Below are 17726 nucleotides of genomic sequence, written 5' to 3'. Positions count from 1 at the left end.
TTTACTTTATCTCCAAACTTTTAGCACATTTTCATATGCAATTTGCTTAGCTTCTGCCAAAGTCACCTCATCCGTTCCGGTTTTTCCATCCAGATAGTACCAGAAGGCGCTTATCTGCGGAAACAGCCCAACTGCTGCGCGGTAATAGGATATTGGCTGAGGGATCAGCTTTTCTTTGTAAGCCTGATTCACCAGCCCGGTGACAAAGCAGCGCAGTCCGCTGTCATACCCTTCCAGCTTCAGAATGCTTTCCAGATGCTCCTGCTCCATTGTGATGGACTGTGCATGGAAACACAGATACTGAAGCCAGCTTCTTCTGGTCTTATAATTATTCTCCATATTGTTCAGGATCTCGTATATTTTATCCTCGAAACAATCTTTTTTCATTACACAGTGTGCCATATCACAGATGCTTTTATGGATATTGTAAAGAATCGCCTTTGTTATGATTTCTTCTTTACTTTGAAAATAGTCATATGCCGTACCTTTCCCTATGCCCGCCTTTTGGGTAATATCCGATACTTTGATGGAATGTAAACTCATTCCATCAAGCACCAGTTCATTCACTGCCTCATACATAGCCGTGACCTTTGGGGAATTCAGCTGCAGCAAATCCTGTAACTTTCCTGCGTCCATTTATATTTCCTCCTCTGTGATGTCTTCTTTCCGGTTAAAAATATCATAAATACAGGGAACAACCACCAGCGTAAGCAATGTTCCGTAAATTAATCCGCCTATCGTTACAATTGCCATAGGCTGAACCATATCGGAACCCATTCCGATTCCCATGGCCATGGTGGAAAGCCCTAAAACCGTTGTCAGCGCCGTCATAATAATCGGGCGCAGTCTGGTCATTCCGGCTTCTGCAATTGCTTCTTTTTTCTCCATACCGCCTTTTCTAAGCTGGTTAATATAATCAACCAGAACAATACCATTGTTTACAATAATACCGGACAGCATTACAAATCCGATCATGGCTATGACGCTGACTGGATTATTGGTGAGAAACAGTCCCAGTAAACCACCCGTAAATGCAAGGGGTATGGTAAACATAATGATAAATGGTGACAGCAGAGACTGAAATTGTGCAACCATGATCAGATACATAAATACCACTGCAAGACCCAGCATTTTAAATACTTCCGTCATCGATTCTTTTATTGTCTGATCCTCTCCTGCCATCTCTACGGTATAGCCCTTTGGTACATCGTAATTGACCAGCTTTTTATTAATTTCATCTGATACAATACCGATATTCGCATCTTTGTCCAGACCGGCTGTTACAGTTACATAACGGGTCTGCGATTCTCTGTTAATGGAAGTAAAGCCTTCTGCATCCACGAATTTTACAATATCCATAAGCGGTACATCTTTATCTTTTCCTTCTGCATCTTTTCCGGTAATACGCAGTTTTTTAATTTCTTCTCTGGTTAGGGATTTGTCTGCACCATCCACCACCATAACTGAGTAGTCTTTGGCATCTGCTGAAATCGTAGTTGCTGATTTTGCATCTGCCAGTTTCCCCTGCAGATACTGGAAGACCTGCGCAACCGTCAGCTGATATTCAGAAGCTGCCGTTTTGTCTACGACCAGACGCATTTCCTGTGTTTTCTCTTCCACACCGTCAGACACATCCTGCGTACCTTTTACTTCTTTTACGATCCCGGCAACATCTGCTGCTATTTCCTTGATCGTATCCAGCTCACGCCCCTTAACCTTTATGGATACCCCGCTTCCTCCCAGCGCTGACATATCCATGCTGGAAGTCTCTACTTCGATTTCGCAGGGGAAGTCCTTTGTCCTGTTTTTAATTTCTTCTGCTATCTTGTCGTTGGAGGCTTTCTTATTTTCGCTTAACAGTACATACATGGTTACTTTATTGGTTTTTGCTTTTCCGCCTCCGAACATACCTGCACCGGAATTTCCCGCCATTGCTCCCACATCGGCAACATCCTGGATATTCTGTATTTCTTCCATTACTTTATCAGACATTTCTCCGGTTTCTTTCAGGGTAGCCTCATCCGGCATGGTCAGGCTCACATTCATCTGGGTACTCTCCATGTCAGCCATAAATGCAGTACCTCTGGATACCGCCAGTACGCCGCTTAATATCAGCAGAACCACTGCACCAATGAGAACAACCGGCTTAAACTTAAGCGCCAGCTTTATAATTTTTCCATATCCCGCAATCAGCCGGTCCAGTACCTTACTTTGCTTTTCAGCAGTATTTTTTAACAGTCCTGCCCCCATCATCGGCACCAGAGTCAATGCTACTGCAAGACTTGCCAGGAGGGAAAACGCAATAGTAAGCCCCATATCCACAAACAGCTGCCTGGTAATGCCTTTGGTAAACACAATCGGTGCAAATACGCAGATGGTAGTCAGGGTGGATGCTGCAATTGCACCTGCAACCTGATGAGCCCCCTCTACTGCCGCCTTTTTCACCGGAAGTCCTTCCGTCCTCAGACGGTAAATATTTTCTATAACAACAATGGAATTGTCCACCAGCATCCCCACTCCCAAAGCCAGCCCGGATAAGGAAATGACGTTCAGGGTAATCCCGGTAAAATACATCAGCACAATAGCGGTCATAATACTGATCGGAATGGAAAATGCAATAACCAGTGTCGGGCGGAAACTCTTTAAAAATAAAAACAGCACAAGGATTGCCAGAATACCGCCCATAATCATATTCTGAATAACCGAATCTACTACCAGATCAATGTATACCCCCTGATCCATAAGGGTAATAAAGTGAGCCTGGGGGTTGGACTGTGTCAGTTCATCAAACCGGGCTTTGATCCGGTCTGATACCTCTCCGGTGGAATATCCGGACTGCTTCTGCATGGTAAATAAGATACCTGCATGGCCGTTAATCTTTGCATATACCTCATCGCTGTTATCGGTTACTGCAACATCTGCCACATCCGACAATTTAACGGGCTCTACTCCATCCATATGCATATCCATTAAAACCAGGTCAGATAAGTCTTCCACCTCTGTAATCTTGTCGCCTACCCTTACCAGATAATCCACGCCATCTTCCGTAACGTATCCGGCAGGCATGGTAAAGTTCTGGGCAGCCAGAATCCCTTTTACCATATCTGCTGTTACAATCTGATCCAGATCGGCCTTATCGTATGCCGCATCTCGCTGAGAATCCAGCTGGTCTTTTGCAGATTTTAACTCTTTTTCCCCACTGCTTAATTCTGCCTTTGTGGCTGCCAGTTCAATCGTAGCCGTTACCTTCTGCCTGTTCAGCTCTTCCAGTGCTTCTGCTACGGTGGACTGTCCTGTTTTTATCTGCGTCTTCGCTGTCTCTAACTGCTGTTTCGCAGTTTCCAGCTGAAGAGCGCCCTCATCCAGCTGTGCTTTCCCATTTGTGATCTGATCCTGAAGCTCATTAAGCTGGGACTTCAGTACTTCAATCTGTTCTTTTCCCTGGGCGGCCTGCTTTTTTCCTTCTTCGATGAGCGCAGCTCCCACATCCGTCTGATCTTTGCCTGCGGATACCTCCACCGCTTTTTCCAGCAGGGCTTTGCTCTGAGTCAGCTTAGATTTGGTATCTGTCAGTTCAGCCAGCTTTTCATCAATCTGGCTTTCCTCTATACCCATCTTTTTTAAACCGTCTTCTATTGCACGGATACCTGCTTCTGTCTGCTGCAGCTGCTTTTCCAGTTCTTCTATTTTATCAGCTGGTGCCATTTCACCCAGTGCCCGAAGCTGCTCCAGTGCCTTTGTAAGCTCTTCCTGCGCCTTTCGCAGTGCCGGGAGCTTCTCTTTCGCCTGGGTTAATGCTGCCTCGGCATCTGTAATCTGCTGTATCTGGTTTTCCAGTTCTTTTAGCTGCTCCGGCAGAGACTTCATCTGAGTGGCCGCATCTTTTAATTCTTCTGCCTTTTTTTCCAATTCTGCTTCGCTTTGGGCAAGCTCGCTTTCCTTGGCTGCCAGTTCTGCCTGTCCCTGGGTAAACTTAGTTTCCAATACTTCAATGAGAGATCTGGATGTTTCCAATGTCTGCTGTTTTTCTGCTATAGCGGCAAGCGCTGAGTCGATCTGTACTTCGTTTTTCAACAGTTCGTCCTTACCGCTGCTAATCTGAGCTTCTGCATTTGCAGTCTGGTCAGCCAGTTCTTTCTGTCCTGAATCTAACTGCTTTTTGCCGTCTTCGATCTTGCTTTGGGCTTGATCCATTTCCGTTTTTGCATCCGCAAATTTAGCATCCAGGGATGCGATAATTTTCTGATTCACTGCATCTACTTTTTCCTGGCGGATGACAACCTTTATATCTTCCTTCACATCTCCCGAAGTAGATGCGGAAGCTACACCCTCAATACTTTCCAGATCCGGGAGCAGTTTGTTCTTCACCAGTTCCGTAAGTTCTGAGCTGCTCATATCACCGGCTTCCACTGCCGCTACCATAATGGGCATCATGTCCGGATTCAGCTTCATGATTATCGGACTTCCCACGGCATCATCCCAGTAACCTTTGATCTGGTCCAGACTTTCCCGCATTTCAATGGTGACTGCGTCCATATTGGCACTCTGGGAAAATTCAAGTATAACCTGTGATACATTTTCACTGGATACTGAGGTAACATTTTCAATATTACTAATGGTTGCCATTGCCTGTTCCACAGGCTTGGTGACCATCGTCTCTACCTCCTCCGGGCTTGCTCCCGGGTACGTAGTCATAACAATTGCATAAGGCAATGTCATATCCGGAAGCAGATCTGTCTTCATATTTAAAAATGACACAACCCCCAGTATAATTACCAGAACCACAGCCACTACTACCGTATACGGCCGTTTCACACTATATCGAGATATCATATTTCCTCCTTCCTTTGCGTATAACCCCACAATCATATTATTTGCAGATAATTTCCTATGTTCTTCCGTCCGACCAGTCAGTCAGTTTTGTGAAATCGAAAAACCGCGATGCAAATGTTTATTGCTATCGCGATTTTTTAAATCTATAACGTTATGTTCCCGCTTAGTTACAGCTCGTCAATCAAAGCCCAGATTTCATCCCTGCCCTGTTTTGTCTCTGCAGAAAATGGTATTATCTGAGTTCCTTCTACCACATTCAGACCTGTCCTGACCTGTTTTAAATGCTTTGGAACCTGGCTTCTTTTCAGCTTGTCCAGTTTCGTTGCAATAATAATTGGCTCATATCCATTATGCAGAATCCAGTCATACATGGTTTTGTCATTTTCCGACGGCTCATGGCGGATATCAATTAACAGAAACACTGCTTTAAGCTGTTTTGACTCATGGAGATAACGCTCAATCAGTTTCCCCCATTTTTCTTTTACCGCCTGGGCAACCTTTGCATAACCATATCCCGGAAGATCAACCAGATACATTTCATCATTAATATTATAGAAATTGATTGTCTGGGTTTTTCCAGGCGAAGAACTGGTTCTCGCAAGGGATTTCCGGTTCATCAGCCCATTAATTAAGGAAGATTTTCCCACATTGGACTTCCCTGCAAATGCAATCTCCATTTTATCATTATCCGGAAGCACGCTGGTTATTCCGCATACTGTCTCTAATGCTACATTTTTTATTACCATATTTTCCTCTCATACCGCTATTGCTGCGGTTTCAAACATCTTCCCGGTTAAGCTTTAACCAGTGCCTCAGGCAGAATGTCTTTCATCGTCTCGGCGAACCGGATTTCCAGTCCCCTTTTAATTTCGCTTGATATTTCTTCTACATCTGGTTTATTTTTGGCGGGAACGAATACCGTCTTCATTCCTGCATTTTTAGCAGCCAGCAGTTTTTCCTTCAGTCCTCCAATGGGAAGAACTCTTCCTCTCAAAGTGATCTCCCCGGTCATCGCTACATCTGCACGGACCGGTGTTTCTGTAATTGCTGAAATCATTGCGGTTGCCATTGTTACTCCGGCAGAGGGACCGTCTTTGGGTACTGCTCCTTCCGGAATATGTATGTGAATATCATGCTTTTTGAAGAAATCATCCTGAATCTTATACGCTTTGCTCAAAGAGCGTATATAGCTGATGCCTGCCTGTGCAGATTCTTTCATTACATCTCCCAGTTGTCCGGTCAGTAAAAACTCACCTTTTCCCGGAAGAATATTAACTTCTATCTGAAGGGTATCTCCGCCGACACTGGTCCATGCCAGTCCCCGGACAATCCCGATTTCATTTGTTTCATTCAAGCCCTGGAAGCTGTATCTTTTCTTACCAAGGTATTTGGCCAAATTAGATTCTGTAATTGTAATCCGGGACTTCTTGTTTTCTAAGATTTCCCGTGCTGCCTTTCGGCAGATCTCTCCAATTTTTCGTTCCAGGTTACGAACTCCTGCCTCTTTTGTATAAGAAGCTATGATTGTCCGCAGTGCTGTGTCACTGATGGATAATTGCTTTGCATTCAGTCCATGACGTTCGATCTGCTTTCTGATCAGGTGTTCTTTGGCAATATGAAGTTTTTCATTCTCCGTATAGCTGGAGATTTCGATTATCTCCATTCGGTCCAGCAGCGGTCTTGGAATCGCCTGCATATCATTTGCTGTGGCTATGAAAAGCACTTCTGACAAATCAATGGGGATTTCCAGATAATGATCCCTGAATTTATTATTCTGTTCAGAATCCAGTACCTCCAGAAGTGCAGAAGATGTATCCCCCTTATAATCACTGCTGACTTTATCCACCTCATCTAAAAGCATCAGTGGATTTTTAACTCCTGCCGTTTTCATGCCACTGGCAATTCTTCCCGGCATGGCGCCAACATAAGTTCTGCGGTGACCTCTGATCTCAGCCTCATCCCGTACGCCGCCAAGGCAGATACGGACATACTTTTTATCCAGTGCTCTGGCAACAGACTTCGCAATGGAAGTCTTACCTGTTCCGGGAGGTCCTACCAGACAGAGAATAGGGCTTTCCCCTTTCTTTGTCAAAATGCGGACAGCCAGAAACTCCAGGACTCTCTCTTTTACCTTTTCCAGTCCATAGTGATCCTGATCCAGGATCTTCTGGGCATTTTTCAGATCTTTGTTGTCTTTGGATGCCTTATCCCAGGGCATTTCCAGCAACGTCTCCAGGTACCCCCGGATAACTGCACTTTCAGAAGAATTGGATCCAACGCTTTTAAAACGTTCAATCTCTTTTGCGATCTTCTCCTTTACCTTGCCTGAAGCCTTCAGTTTATTCAGTTCTTCTTTAAAATGATCGGCATCACCTAAAAGGTTATCTTCGCCTAATTCCTGACGAATTACTTTGAGTTGTTCACGCAGAAGATATTCTTTCTGATTCTTATCCACATGTTCTTTTACTTTTTCCTGTAAATCACGCTTAATCTTCAAAACATTAATCTCGTTACTCAGTATCACGCTGAGCAGTTCGTAACGTTCAAAGATATCTACGGCTTCCAACAGGCGCTGCTTATCTTCAAAATAAAGTGGTATATTAATACCAATCTGATCCACCAGCTTTTCGATCTCTGTTATTTCCAAAAGCTGATGTACCAGTTCTTTACTCATTTTTCCGTTTTCTTTGCTATAGTTTTCAAAAATTTCTTTTAAATTCCGAACCATAGCCTGTTTCATATAGTCATCCATTGGCTGCGCAGGCTCCTGTGAAAAGGTACCTGCCTCAACTACCAGATATTCCTCTGTCTCTGATAAATCCAGAAGTTCAGCACGTTCCAGCCCTTCAGCCAGAACGCGGAAAATATTCTGCGGCAGTTTGACCACCTGCTTGATCTCAACAATTGTACCAATATGATACAGGTCATTTAACTCCGGATCAGATAGATCCGGGTCTTTCTGCGTCACTACAAACAGCCTTTGTTCTTTTAACATTGCCTCTTCGATAGCTCTGATGGATTTTGTCCTGCTGATATCGAAATGTACAATCATAGAAGGTAAAATTGTCATTCCCCGAAGTGCAACTGCTGGTATATTCTTTATTATTTCACTCATTTTTATCCCTCTAGTACAGTATTTCGTAAATTTCAGAGAATAGAGTGCCTGATATTTTCGTCAGTACAAGGCATTGTCAGTCAGGCTCTACGCAGTCTCTGAACTTATCTTTAGTTTTCTGCGGGTACCTTTTGATGGAAGTGCTCTTTCATCCCGGTGCATAATCTCGGGATCTCCCGTACCTTCAATGGTTTCCTTGTTTACAACACATTTCTCAATGGTTTCATCCGAAGGAACAGTGTACATCAGGTCCATCATGGATTTTTCCAGTATTGCACGCAAGCCTCTGGCTCCGGTTTTTCTGGCAAGAGATTTCTCGGCAATCGCCTCGACTGCTCCTTCATCAAAGTCCAGATCTACCCCGTCCAGTTCAAACAGCTTCTTGTACTGCTTGATAATGGAATTTTTCGGTTCTCTTAAGATACGGATTAAGGTTTCTTTATCTAATGCTTCCAGAGAAACTGTTACCGGCACACGTCCGATAATTTCCGGTATCATACCAAATTTTACGAAATCCTGGGGAAGTACATGACGCAGGATTTCTCCGATGTCTTTTTCCCTTTTATCTGCTATCTGAGCATTGAATCCCATTGACTTTGTATCCATACGGGTCTCAATGATTTTGTCCAGTCCTTCAAAAGCTCCACCGCAGATAAACAGAATGTTGGTTGTATCGATCTGGATTAATTCCTGATGAGGGTGCTTTCTGCCGCCCTGAGGCGGAACACTTGCAACAGTTCCCTCCAGTATCTTCAGCAATGCCTGCTGTACACCTTCTCCTGATACATCTCTGGTAATGGATGCATTTTCTGATTTTCTTGTAATTTTATCTATCTCATCAATATAAATGATTCCGTACTGTGCACGGTTAATATCGTAATCTGCTGCCTGAATTATTTTAAGCAGAATATTTTCTACGTCTTCTCCAACGTATCCTGCTTCTGTTAATGCGGTCGCATCTGCAATGGCAAACGGTACGTTTAATAATTTTGCCAGAGTCTGCGCTAATAGTGTCTTACCGGAACCGGTCGGTCCAAGCATCAGGATATTACTCTTCTGAAGCTCTACACCAAGATCTTTTCCTGCCATAATTCTCTTATAGTGATTATAAACTGCTACGGACAACGCTTTTTTCGCTTCGTCCTGTCCTATTACATATTCATCTAAAAATGATTTAATTTCTTCGGGTTTCATGAGATTAATCTCGTCCCCGTTGTCCATTCCGAAATCGTCTTCTAATTCCTCTTCAATAATTTCAGAACAGATTTCAATACACTCATCACAGATATATACCCCGCTGGGGCCTGCAATCAGTTTTCGAACCTGATCTTCTGATTTGTTGCAAAACGAACACCGAACTTTTGGTTCTGCATATTTCCCTGCCATCTTTCCACCTCATAATGATTTCTTTGGCTGCAAAGAACAGCCCTTTTATTACTTCCAAATCTATATAAGACTCCCACTCACAGAGCAGGAGCCTTATCTTCATGCATAGTTTAACGATTCGCAATCACATCATCGATGATGCCATATGCTTTTGCTTCTTCTGCACTCATATAGTGATCTCTCTCTGTATCCACTTCGATAACTTCAAGGGGCTGACCCGTATTTGCAGCAAGATGCTCGTTTAATTTTCTTCTGGTACCTAAGATCTGATCTGCAACAATCTTAATATCGGTTGCTTGTCCCTGTGCACCGCCGGAAGGCTGGTGAATCATGATCTGTGAATTGGGAAGTGCAAATCTCTTTCCTTTTGCACCGCCTGCCAGCAGAAATGCTCCCATGCTGGCTGCCATACCCATACAAATAGTAGAAACATCGCATTTGATATAGTGCATGGTATCGTAAATTGCCCATCCTGATGATACGGAACCACCCGGACTGTTAATGTAAAGGTGGATATCCTTTCCAGGATCTTCTGATTCTAAAAATAATAACTGTGCTACAATTAAATTGGCACTGACATCATTCACTTCCTCACCGAGAAAGATAATTCTGTCTTTTAATAATCTTGAATAGATATCATAGGATCTCTCACCCCTGCTTGTCTGTTCAATGACATAAGGTACTAAGCTCATGATGACTCCTCCTGTCTATCTTCTATAATTTATGTGTTCACCAAAAGTCTGATTAGATTTCTTTTGCAGCTTCGGTAACCATGGTTACAGCTTCCTGAATAGCTAAATCATTTTTGATCTGTTCTTTTTCATAATCGCCCATGATTTCTTTCAGTTTTTCTACTTCCATTTTGTACATTTCAGCCATTTTTGCTAATTCTTCTTCTACCTTCTCATCGCTGATCTGGATATCTTCTGCTTTCGCAACTGCTTCTAATACAAGGCTGTTCTGGATGCGTTTTTCAGCTTCCGGTCTCATCTGTTCGAATAACTTTTCAGCTGACATTCCTGTAAACTGGAAGTACTGCTCTACGGATAATCCCTGGGACTGGATTCTTCTTGCAAAATCATCAGCCATCTGACGAACCTGTCCGTCTACCATTGGATCCGGGATTTCCATTGTTGCATTTTCAACAATTTTAGCAACTACTGCGTTTTCTTTTGCTGTTTTTGCTTCTTTTTCTTTTTTCTCAGCCAGATTCTTCTTGATGTCTTCTTTGTATTCTGCTAATGTATCAAATTCAGAAACATCTTTCGCAAAATCATCATCTGCTTCCGGAAGTTCTTTTACTTTGATTTCATTTACTGTACATTTGAAAACAGCTGCTTTACCAGCTAATTCTGCTGCCTGGTACTCTTCCGGGAAAGTAACGTTAACTTCCATTTCTTCTCCGATCTTTGCACCAACTAACTGCTCTTCAAATCCAGGGATAAAGCTTCCGGAACCGATTGTAAGGTCATAGTCTTCTCCCTTACCGCCTTCGAACGCTTCTCCGTCAACAAATCCTTCAAAATTCAATTTGACCATATCGCCGTTTTGAACAGCTCTGTCATCAACATCGATTGTACGGGAGTTGTTTTCTCTCTCTTTATCAATCTCTGCCATAATTTCATCATCTGTTACTTCAACTGCCTGCTTTTCCACTTCCACACCTTTATATTCGCCAAGTGTTACAACCGGTTTTAAAGCAACTTCTGCTGTAAAGATAAAGGATTTTCCTTTTTCAATCTGTACAACATCAATCTTAGGCTGTGAAACGATATCTAAATCGCAGCTTTCCACTTCTTTTGCATATGCGTCTGGAATTAATGCGTTTGCTGCATCTTCATAGAAAACGCCCGGGCCGTACATTTTTTCTATCATAACCCTTGGAGCTTTTCCTTTACGGAAACCTGGCATGTTAATTTTACCTTTATTTTTCTGATAAGCAGCCTGAATTGCTTTTTCCAGCTCTTCTGCAGAAGCTTCAATAGTCAGCTTCGCCATGTTCTTTTCTAACTTCTCTACCTGTAAACTCATGTTATCTAATTTCCTCCTTAATCAATCGTATGGAGAACGCTATATTTTCCCATACTTACAGTCATTTTAATAGTATAGCACAAGCCTTTCTAAATTGCTATACTTTTTTTATTTGATATTCGTGAACTTTTTATAAACATTCTTCAGCAAATCCGGGCAGTTCATAGGTGTTGCTGAACCCGTTTTCGATCACATATGTTCTTAATACGCCATACAGTTCTGCCTCAGTGGCAGCCATATAGGGATTCACATACAGCACATTTGCAATGCCGCAGGATATGCCGCCCAGAATCATCCATGGGATAAATGATAATTTTAGTATAAATACTTCCCAAAGCTGTCCGCTCATCATCTCCGCACTGAGTTCAAAAGCCCTTTTCCGTTCAATATCCGGATTCTCTGCAAGAATATAAGGAACCATCATATACTGCAGGCTTTTAATAATTCCCGGTACGATAAGCAACAGAGTCCACAGGAAAATTTTCACTTCCCGCAAAAACATAGTCAGTACAACATTGATCACATATTTGCTTTTAAATGCGTATAACAGTTCGCCCACTCCGGTCCGTCTTTCCCTGCTGCACATAAAAAACCTTTTTGCGCCTACCAGGATCGGCATTCCGATGAGGAGATGCATTACAATGCTGAATAACAGCATCATCAGTCCCATATAAACATAGATCGGGAATAAGCCTCTTGTCAGCAGTCCGCTGATTCTGGTACCGGCATCCTTTAATAATCCCGTCGCGCCACCGGTTATTCTCCCGGTTATCCCGGACTGTCCGTCAACACTTCCATCTTCATCTGCCATATCATTATCCCCGGTATCTTCTCCCGAGAACCATTCCATAGTGCTGTTGTTACCGGATGACCTGCCGCCGGATCCATTTCCGCCAAACTCCCCGCTTAGCAGACCTGTAATCAGGCACACCAGTATTGCAGACCAAATGCAGCCCCGCAGCACATTCTTCGCTCTGTCTTTTAATTCATATCTGGTCCATAACATAGACTTTCCTCACTATCTTCCTTTTCTATTTATATATAATTGACTCTGATATCCTTCGTGCTTCCGCTTCTCCCAGAAATCTTTCAATTATCGCCAGGGAAAAATCAATTGCTGTTCCCATCCCCCGGCTGGTGATGATATTTCCATCCACTGCCACCGGATCATCCGATACTTGTGCACCAAGCAGTTTCTCTTCAAAGCCAGGATAACAAACCGCTCTTTTTCCTTCTAAAATACCATTTAAACCCAGTACACTGGGTGCGGCACAAATCGCAGCGATCTTTTTATTATCTGCATGGGCCGACTTTAGTAAACTGACCAATCCTGTATGATTGCCCAGATTTAAAGTTCCGGGCATTCCTCCAGGCAGAATAAGCATCCCTGCATCTGAAAAATCAACCTCCTCAAAGACAGCGTCTGCCAACACCTGGATTCCATGGGAACCAGTCACAGTCAGACCACCCGCTACGGATACCATAGTAATATCTAAATTTGCACGACGCAGCATATCCACTACAGTCAGTCCTTCTATTTCTTCAAACCCATCTGCTAAAAAAATATATATCCTGCTCATTTATAAGCCTCCTTTGACTATTTTCTCTATTCTACCAAAAAAATTTTCAATATACCAGTAGTTTAGAAAAACAATTTACTTTCTTATCTAAATATATTATGATTAATCTCATAAAGGAGGTAACGATATGGAGATTGAACGAAAATATTTAATTAAAGATCTGCCGGCAAATCTGAATTCCTACCCCTATCATATTATTGAACAGGGGTATTTATGTACAGAGCCTGTGGTACGCATCCGAAGACAGGATGATGATTATATTCTAACTTACAAAGGAAAGGGCATGATGGTGCGGGAAGAATATAACCTTCCTCTTACAAAGGATGCCTACGAACACCTAAAACCGAAAGCAGATGGGAACATCATTTCCAAAAAGAGATACGTGATCCCCCTTGAACAGGATTTAAAAATAGAACTGGATATCTTTGATATTCCATTTGCCCCCTTAATACTGGCTGAGGTAGAATTCCCCGACGAAAAAACTGCGGATAATTTTATCCCGCCTGATTGGTTTCAGGAAGATGTAACATTCGATGGCCGTTATCACAACAGCTATCTGAGTCAGATACAATTCTGAATATCCGGGAGGGTCTGCCCACAGGCTTCTCCCGGATATTCTTATTCTACAGATGCAGTTCTCTCCATGCATTCTGCTGATTCTGTTAATGTCATACCTCTTTCTTTTTTCTATTATAAACTCCCACACACTCCTGTAGTTTCATTTTTATACCCATTGCATAGGGCAGCTTGTCTGTAATACTGCCATAAATAAGAAATGTGAACATATTTTTTGTTTACACTCTTTATCATATTCCAAAAATTTTATAGACATAATTTTTCCTTTCAGACTAGTATTTTGCGATAAATTCAGTATGTGGCATCCCAGTTTCATTTCGTGTCCTAAAAGGAAATATTTACCATTACTTGCTATAATATTTAAAATATTTGGAGGTATCTTATGTTGAGATCAACTTTAGGACAGCGTCTTCGCCGTTTACGTGAAGACCGCGGATATACACAGGAGCATGTCAGTACGATATTGAATGTAGAACGTCAGACATATACAAATTATGAAAATGGTTACCGGACTCCGCCGCTGGATTCATTAGTACAGTTGGCTGATTTATTTGGTATCAGCATGGATTATCTGATCCGCGGACAGCAATATGACCTGATTTCCACTATTTTGACAAAAGAAGAGCAGGAATTATTATACAGCTACAATCATTTAAGCCCTATACTTCAAAAAGAAGTTCAGGAATTTATACAGTTTAAAATCAGTCTTCAAAAGCCCAGGCATCACTAATCTTTGCAATTCTTTACATTGTATTCTGAAATCTTTATTCCCTCTTTGCAAAATTAAATATTGCATATGTTGGTTTATGCCTTGTTTCGTTTTTCCCTCACAAAGAATAAACTATATGCAAGGAGGAATTCATATGGATAAAATGAACAAAAAACGCCAAAGTCAATATAAGCAGCTCGGTCTTACCGTTGCTTATTACCGCAAAATGCGCGGCCTTACCCAGTTGCAGCTGGCTGAACACACCAACTTGAGCCGGACACACATCAGCAATCTGGAAGCTCCGAATATGCCCACATCAATATCATTGGACAAGTTATTTGATATCTCCGATGTTCTGGGTATTCCGGTAAAAGCTTTATTTGAATTCAGAGAGTAGTAAGATACATATTAAGAAAGGGCTGCTTTACCTATGTGTAAAACAGCCCTTTTTTAGTATGTGATTATAATCCCTTATATTAACGTATATTCCCGGCCAGTAACTCAATATATTCCGGGGTAGTACCACAGCATCCCCCGACAATTCCGGCACCCGCTTTTACAAGCACCATCATATGCTTTGCAAAATCTTCAGCATTCATATTGTATATGGCTTCTCCTGTTTCCGTGATAGTGGGCATTCCGGCATTTGGCTTAGCCATTATTGGAACCGATGCAACTCTTTTCATGGAAGCAACTACCGATTCCAGCTGATCCGGTCCCACAGAACAATTAAGCCCCACTGCAGAAGCTCCCATTTCCTGAAGGGATTCTACCGCATCCCATGCAGTTCCTCCGGCAAACACACTTCCATCAGCTTCCAGAGTCATGGAACACATCACCGGCAGATCGCAGACTTCTGCTGCCGCATCTAACACTGCCAGCGTCTCATCAATGCTGATCATTGTCTCAGCAACCAGTAAATCTACGCCTGCCTCTACCAGATAAATGATCTGTTCCTTATACATTTCCAATAGCGACTCATAAGTCACTTCGCCAGAAGCTCCAATAATCTTACCGGATGTAGTCAGATCGCCCGCGACATAAGCTCTCCCCTGTACCGCTTCTTTTGAAAGCCTCACAAGATCGTGGTTCATCTGTCTGATGTTCTCATCTAATCCATAATATTTCAAATTCATGCGGTTCGCTGCAAAGGTGGGAGCATAAACAATATTACTCCCGGCATCCACATATGCCCGCTGTAAATCAATAAGAACCTGGGGATGTTCCAGGATCCACTGTTCTGTACAGACACCGCGCCCCAGACCTGCTTTAATCAGATTAGATCCCGTTGCCCCATCCAGAATAATGGTTTCCCGCCCTGCCCACTCTGCAAATTCCTGTTTTGTCATGCGAAGTTATGCTCCTTTTCTACAAAAAATACCTGGTACCAGATCAAGAATGTATAGATTACCCAGATCTTCCTGCTGTTATCCCGAATGCCTGCCTTGTGGTCATCCAGCAGCTGCATGATCTGTTTCTGATTAAAGAACTTTCCAGCACTTTCACCGGTAAACATAGCCTTGGTTCTTCCATAACCGCTGTCCTGTTTCAGCCATACACGGATGGGAACCGGGAAGCCCAGTTTTTTCTTCTCACTTGTCTGTTTCGGTAAATATTTTTCAGCTACCTTACGGAATGCATACTTAGTTGTATGGTCTTTTAATTTTTCTTCTGTATTAATTTTTCTGGCCACATCAAATACTTCTTTATCCAGGAACGGTACACGCAGTTCCAGGGAATGTGCCATACTCATCTTATCAGCTTTCAGCAGAATATCCCCTGGAAGCCAGTTAGTCAGATCGATGTACTGCATCTTAGTAGTATCATCATACTTCGCCATTTTTTTATAATTTTTATCCAGGAACTCCTGCGGTGTCATAACCTTAGTAGGATGTTTCAGGATGGACTTTCTTTCTTTTGCAGTAAAGATATTGGCATTTCCGATAAAACGTTCCTGTACGGATTTGCTTCCACGGATCAGGTAACTTCTCCCCTTCATGTGTTCCGGCAGTTTCATCGCTACAGAAGCAAAAGCCCTGCGGACTGGCTTTGGAATCCATTGTACATATTTTAATGCCAGAGGTTCCCGGTAAATTGTGTATCCTCCAAAAAATTCGTCAGCTCCTTCACCTGAAGTAACAACTTTTACATGTTTTGCTGCTTCCTGCGCTACAAAGTAAAGTGCTATTGCTGCTGCATCTCCAAGCGGTTCATCCATATGATACATGATCTTTGGAATCGCATCCCAATACTCCTGTTCAGATATAATTTTACTGTGATTTTCCAGATTCAGATGCTTGGAAAGTTTTTTCGCAAACTGTGTCTCATTATAAGGACTGTTTTCATCAAAAAATCCAACCGTAAAGGTTTTGTTTCCGGAATATTTGGCTGCAATGAAACTGGAGTCTACACCGCTTGATAAGAACGCACCTACTTCCACGTCTGCCAGCATATGTTTTTCAACGGACTCACTCATCACATTATCTATTTTCTGGATTAATTCTTCTTCGGTCTCATTTGTTTTCTGTGGTGCCAGCGTCGGATCAAAATACTGGGTGATCTCCAGCCTGCCGTCCTGAAGCGTCAGGTAATGACCAGGTAATAATTTATATATTCCTTTAAAGAAAGTCTCCGCCATAGCAGAATACTGGAATGAAAGGTATTGTTCCAGGGCTTCTTCATTTACTTCTCTCTTAAATCCGGGGAATTCTAATATACTTTTAATCTCTGACCCGAAAACCAGGCTACCGTCTATCATTGCATAATAAACCGGCTTAATTCCAAAGAAATCTCTTGCCATGAATAACTTCTTATTTGGAGCATCCCAGATAGCAAATCCAAACATACCACGAAGTTCATTTACTAATTTTTCACCGTATTCTTCATATCCATGTAAAAGTACTTCTGAGTCTGAACGATTGGCAAAAACATGTCCCCTTTTCTGAAAACGCTCCCTCAGTTCCAGACAGTTGTAAATCTCACCGTTAAATACTAAGGCTAAATCACCTGTTTCATTGAACATAGGCTGTGATCCACTCTCCAAATCAATGATGCTCAGTCTGCGAAAACCCAGAGCAGCTTCGTCGGTACAGAACTTTCCTTCTGAATCAGGTCCTCTATGTTTAATAACATCCATCATATTTCCCAAAATTGTTTCTTTATCCGTTACATTGCCTACAAATCCGCAAATTCCACACATGGCTATCCATCCTCTTCTGAAATTATGTATTTATCCATAGTGTACCCAGACTATATCATCATCACTCATTCAATTTCTGGAATGATTATTCACAAATATAGCAACACTGTTTATAGTATACACTATCCAATAAGTTCATTTCTACTGTTATTTTATAAAAAATTACTTAAGATTGCCCCCATTTATTGTGATGTTTTCTCTTCTCCCGTCATATTCTTTCGTCAGTATTACGGATCCGGCTTTCTATCAAGTCTGCCTTACTGCTTAATCCATTTCCGCTGCCTGTCACGCGAATCA

The 17726-nt window shown here is 42.3% G+C and carries 14 protein-coding genes; 3 read left to right on the top strand and 11 right to left on the bottom strand.

Translation table 11 applies throughout. The features are described from left to right. Window positions 1–6: 6 nt before the first annotated feature. From CD03_RS0129235 to CD03_RS0129195, 9 genes are all read right to left on the bottom strand, one after another. Window positions 7–636: a TetR/AcrR family transcriptional regulator gene (locus CD03_RS0129235; RefSeq protein ID WP_027296643.1), complete on the bottom strand. Its 630-nt coding sequence runs from the start codon at window positions 634–636 to the stop codon at window positions 7–9. Beyond that, window positions 637–4833, bottom strand: a complete 4197-nt coding sequence (locus CD03_RS0129230; protein ID WP_027296642.1) for an efflux RND transporter permease subunit — start codon at window positions 4831–4833, stop codon at window positions 637–639. Between the two features lie 167 nt (window positions 4834–5000). Then, window positions 5001–5579 (bottom strand): ribosome biogenesis GTP-binding protein YihA/YsxC, encoded by a 579-nt coding sequence (gene yihA, locus CD03_RS0129225; protein ID WP_027296641.1) that lies wholly within the window; start codon window positions 5577–5579, stop codon window positions 5001–5003. A 47-nt stretch (window positions 5580–5626) separates the two neighbouring features. Beyond that, entirely contained in the window at window positions 5627–7948 is a 2322-nt protein-coding gene (gene lon / locus CD03_RS0129220; RefSeq protein ID WP_027296640.1) for an endopeptidase La, read from the bottom strand. 87 nt (window positions 7949–8035) lie between these two features. Continuing rightward, window positions 8036–9334 carry an ATP-dependent Clp protease ATP-binding subunit ClpX gene (gene clpX / locus CD03_RS0129215; RefSeq protein WP_027296639.1) on the bottom strand — a complete coding sequence of 433 codons (1299 nt, stop codon included), beginning with the start codon at window positions 9332–9334 and terminating at the stop codon, window positions 8036–8038. Window positions 9335–9444: 110 nt separating this feature from the next. Beyond that, window positions 9445–10026, bottom strand: coding sequence for an ATP-dependent Clp endopeptidase proteolytic subunit ClpP (gene clpP / locus CD03_RS0129210; RefSeq protein ID WP_027296638.1), 582 nt, complete (start codon window positions 10024–10026; stop codon window positions 9445–9447). Window positions 10027–10078: 52 nt separating this feature from the next. After that, the gene (gene tig / locus CD03_RS0129205; RefSeq protein ID WP_027296637.1) at window positions 10079–11365 is read right to left on the bottom strand and encodes a trigger factor; all 1287 of its coding nucleotides are present in this window, start codon (window positions 11363–11365) and stop codon (window positions 10079–10081) included. Window positions 11366–11495: 130 nt separating this feature from the next. Further along, window positions 11496–12371: a DUF975 family protein gene (locus tag CD03_RS37520; RefSeq protein ID WP_052378038.1), complete on the bottom strand. Its 876-nt coding sequence runs from the start codon at window positions 12369–12371 to the stop codon at window positions 11496–11498. Between the two features lie 25 nt (window positions 12372–12396). Next, window positions 12397–12945 (bottom strand): DJ-1 family glyoxalase III, encoded by a 549-nt coding sequence (locus tag CD03_RS0129195; RefSeq protein WP_027296636.1) that lies wholly within the window; start codon window positions 12943–12945, stop codon window positions 12397–12399. A gap of 127 nt (window positions 12946–13072) precedes the next feature. Between CD03_RS0129195 and CD03_RS0129190 the strand changes: the two genes are divergently transcribed. From CD03_RS0129190 to CD03_RS0129175, 3 genes are all read left to right on the top strand, one after another. Beyond that, window positions 13073–13522 carry a CYTH domain-containing protein gene (locus CD03_RS0129190; protein ID WP_027296635.1) on the top strand — a complete coding sequence of 150 codons (450 nt, stop codon included), beginning with the start codon at window positions 13073–13075 and terminating at the stop codon, window positions 13520–13522. Window positions 13523–13903: 381 nt separating this feature from the next. Beyond that, complete coding sequence (locus CD03_RS36620) at window positions 13904–14251, top strand: helix-turn-helix domain-containing protein (RefSeq protein WP_052378037.1); 348 nt, start codon at window positions 13904–13906, stop codon at window positions 14249–14251. A 133-nt stretch (window positions 14252–14384) separates the two neighbouring features. Further along, a complete protein-coding gene (locus tag CD03_RS0129175; RefSeq protein ID WP_330373816.1) occupies window positions 14385–14627 on the top strand; it encodes a helix-turn-helix domain-containing protein in 243 nt (80 codons plus the stop codon). Window positions 14628–14706: 79 nt separating this feature from the next. Here CD03_RS0129175 and CD03_RS0129170 read toward each other — a convergent pair whose 3' ends face one another. Together CD03_RS0129170 and asnB are read right to left on the bottom strand one after the other, a co-directional pair. Further along, window positions 14707–15579 carry a homocysteine S-methyltransferase family protein gene (locus CD03_RS0129170; RefSeq protein ID WP_027296633.1) on the bottom strand — a complete coding sequence of 291 codons (873 nt, stop codon included), beginning with the start codon at window positions 15577–15579 and terminating at the stop codon, window positions 14707–14709. After that, window positions 15576–17429 carry an asparagine synthase (glutamine-hydrolyzing) gene (asnB, locus tag CD03_RS0129165; RefSeq protein WP_027296632.1) on the bottom strand — a complete coding sequence of 618 codons (1854 nt, stop codon included), beginning with the start codon at window positions 17427–17429 and terminating at the stop codon, window positions 15576–15578. Before asnB ends, CD03_RS0129170 begins: the two co-directional genes overlap by 4 nt. Window positions 17430–17726: the final 297 nt, after the last annotated feature.

This window comes from Robinsoniella sp. KNHs210, from assembly GCF_000686105.1.
Lineage (GTDB): Bacteria > Bacillota > Clostridia > Lachnospirales > Lachnospiraceae > Robinsoniella > Robinsoniella peoriensis.
This window is presented reverse-complemented; position numbering and strand designations above follow the sequence as displayed.

Excerpts from the sequence above, each read along its gene's own strand:
- CD03_RS0129235 (WP_027296643.1), bottom strand. The coding sequence starts at position 636 with ATGGACGCAGGAAAGTTACAGGATTTGCTGCAGCTGAATTCCCCAAAG.
- CD03_RS0129230 (WP_027296642.1), bottom strand. The coding sequence starts at position 4,833 with ATGATATCTCGATATAGTGTGAAACGGCCGTATACGGTAGTAGTGGCT.
- yihA (WP_027296641.1), bottom strand. The coding sequence starts at position 5,579 with ATGGTAATAAAAAATGTAGCATTAGAGACAGTATGCGGAATAACCAGC.
- lon (WP_027296640.1), bottom strand. The coding sequence starts at position 7,948 with ATGAGTGAAATAATAAAGAATATACCAGCAGTTGCACTTCGGGGAATG.
- clpX (WP_027296639.1), bottom strand. The coding sequence starts at position 9,334 with ATGGCAGGGAAATATGCAGAACCAAAAGTTCGGTGTTCGTTTTGCAAC.
- clpP (WP_027296638.1), bottom strand. The coding sequence starts at position 10,026 with ATGAGCTTAGTACCTTATGTCATTGAACAGACAAGCAGGGGTGAGAGA.
- tig (WP_027296637.1), bottom strand. The coding sequence starts at position 11,365 with ATGAGTTTACAGGTAGAGAAGTTAGAAAAGAACATGGCGAAGCTGACT.
- CD03_RS37520 (WP_052378038.1), bottom strand. The coding sequence starts at position 12,371 with ATGTTATGGACCAGATATGAATTAAAAGACAGAGCGAAGAATGTGCTG.
- CD03_RS0129195 (WP_027296636.1), bottom strand. The coding sequence starts at position 12,945 with ATGAGCAGGATATATATTTTTTTAGCAGATGGGTTTGAAGAAATAGAA.
- CD03_RS0129190 (WP_027296635.1), top strand. The coding sequence starts at position 13,073 with ATGGAGATTGAACGAAAATATTTAATTAAAGATCTGCCGGCAAATCTG.
- CD03_RS36620 (WP_052378037.1), top strand. The coding sequence starts at position 13,904 with ATGTTGAGATCAACTTTAGGACAGCGTCTTCGCCGTTTACGTGAAGAC.
- CD03_RS0129175 (WP_330373816.1), top strand. The coding sequence starts at position 14,385 with ATGGATAAAATGAACAAAAAACGCCAAAGTCAATATAAGCAGCTCGGT.
- CD03_RS0129170 (WP_027296633.1), bottom strand. The coding sequence starts at position 15,579 with ATGACAAAACAGGAATTTGCAGAGTGGGCAGGGCGGGAAACCATTATT.
- asnB (WP_027296632.1), bottom strand. The coding sequence starts at position 17,429 with ATGTGTGGAATTTGCGGATTTGTAGGCAATGTAACGGATAAAGAAACA.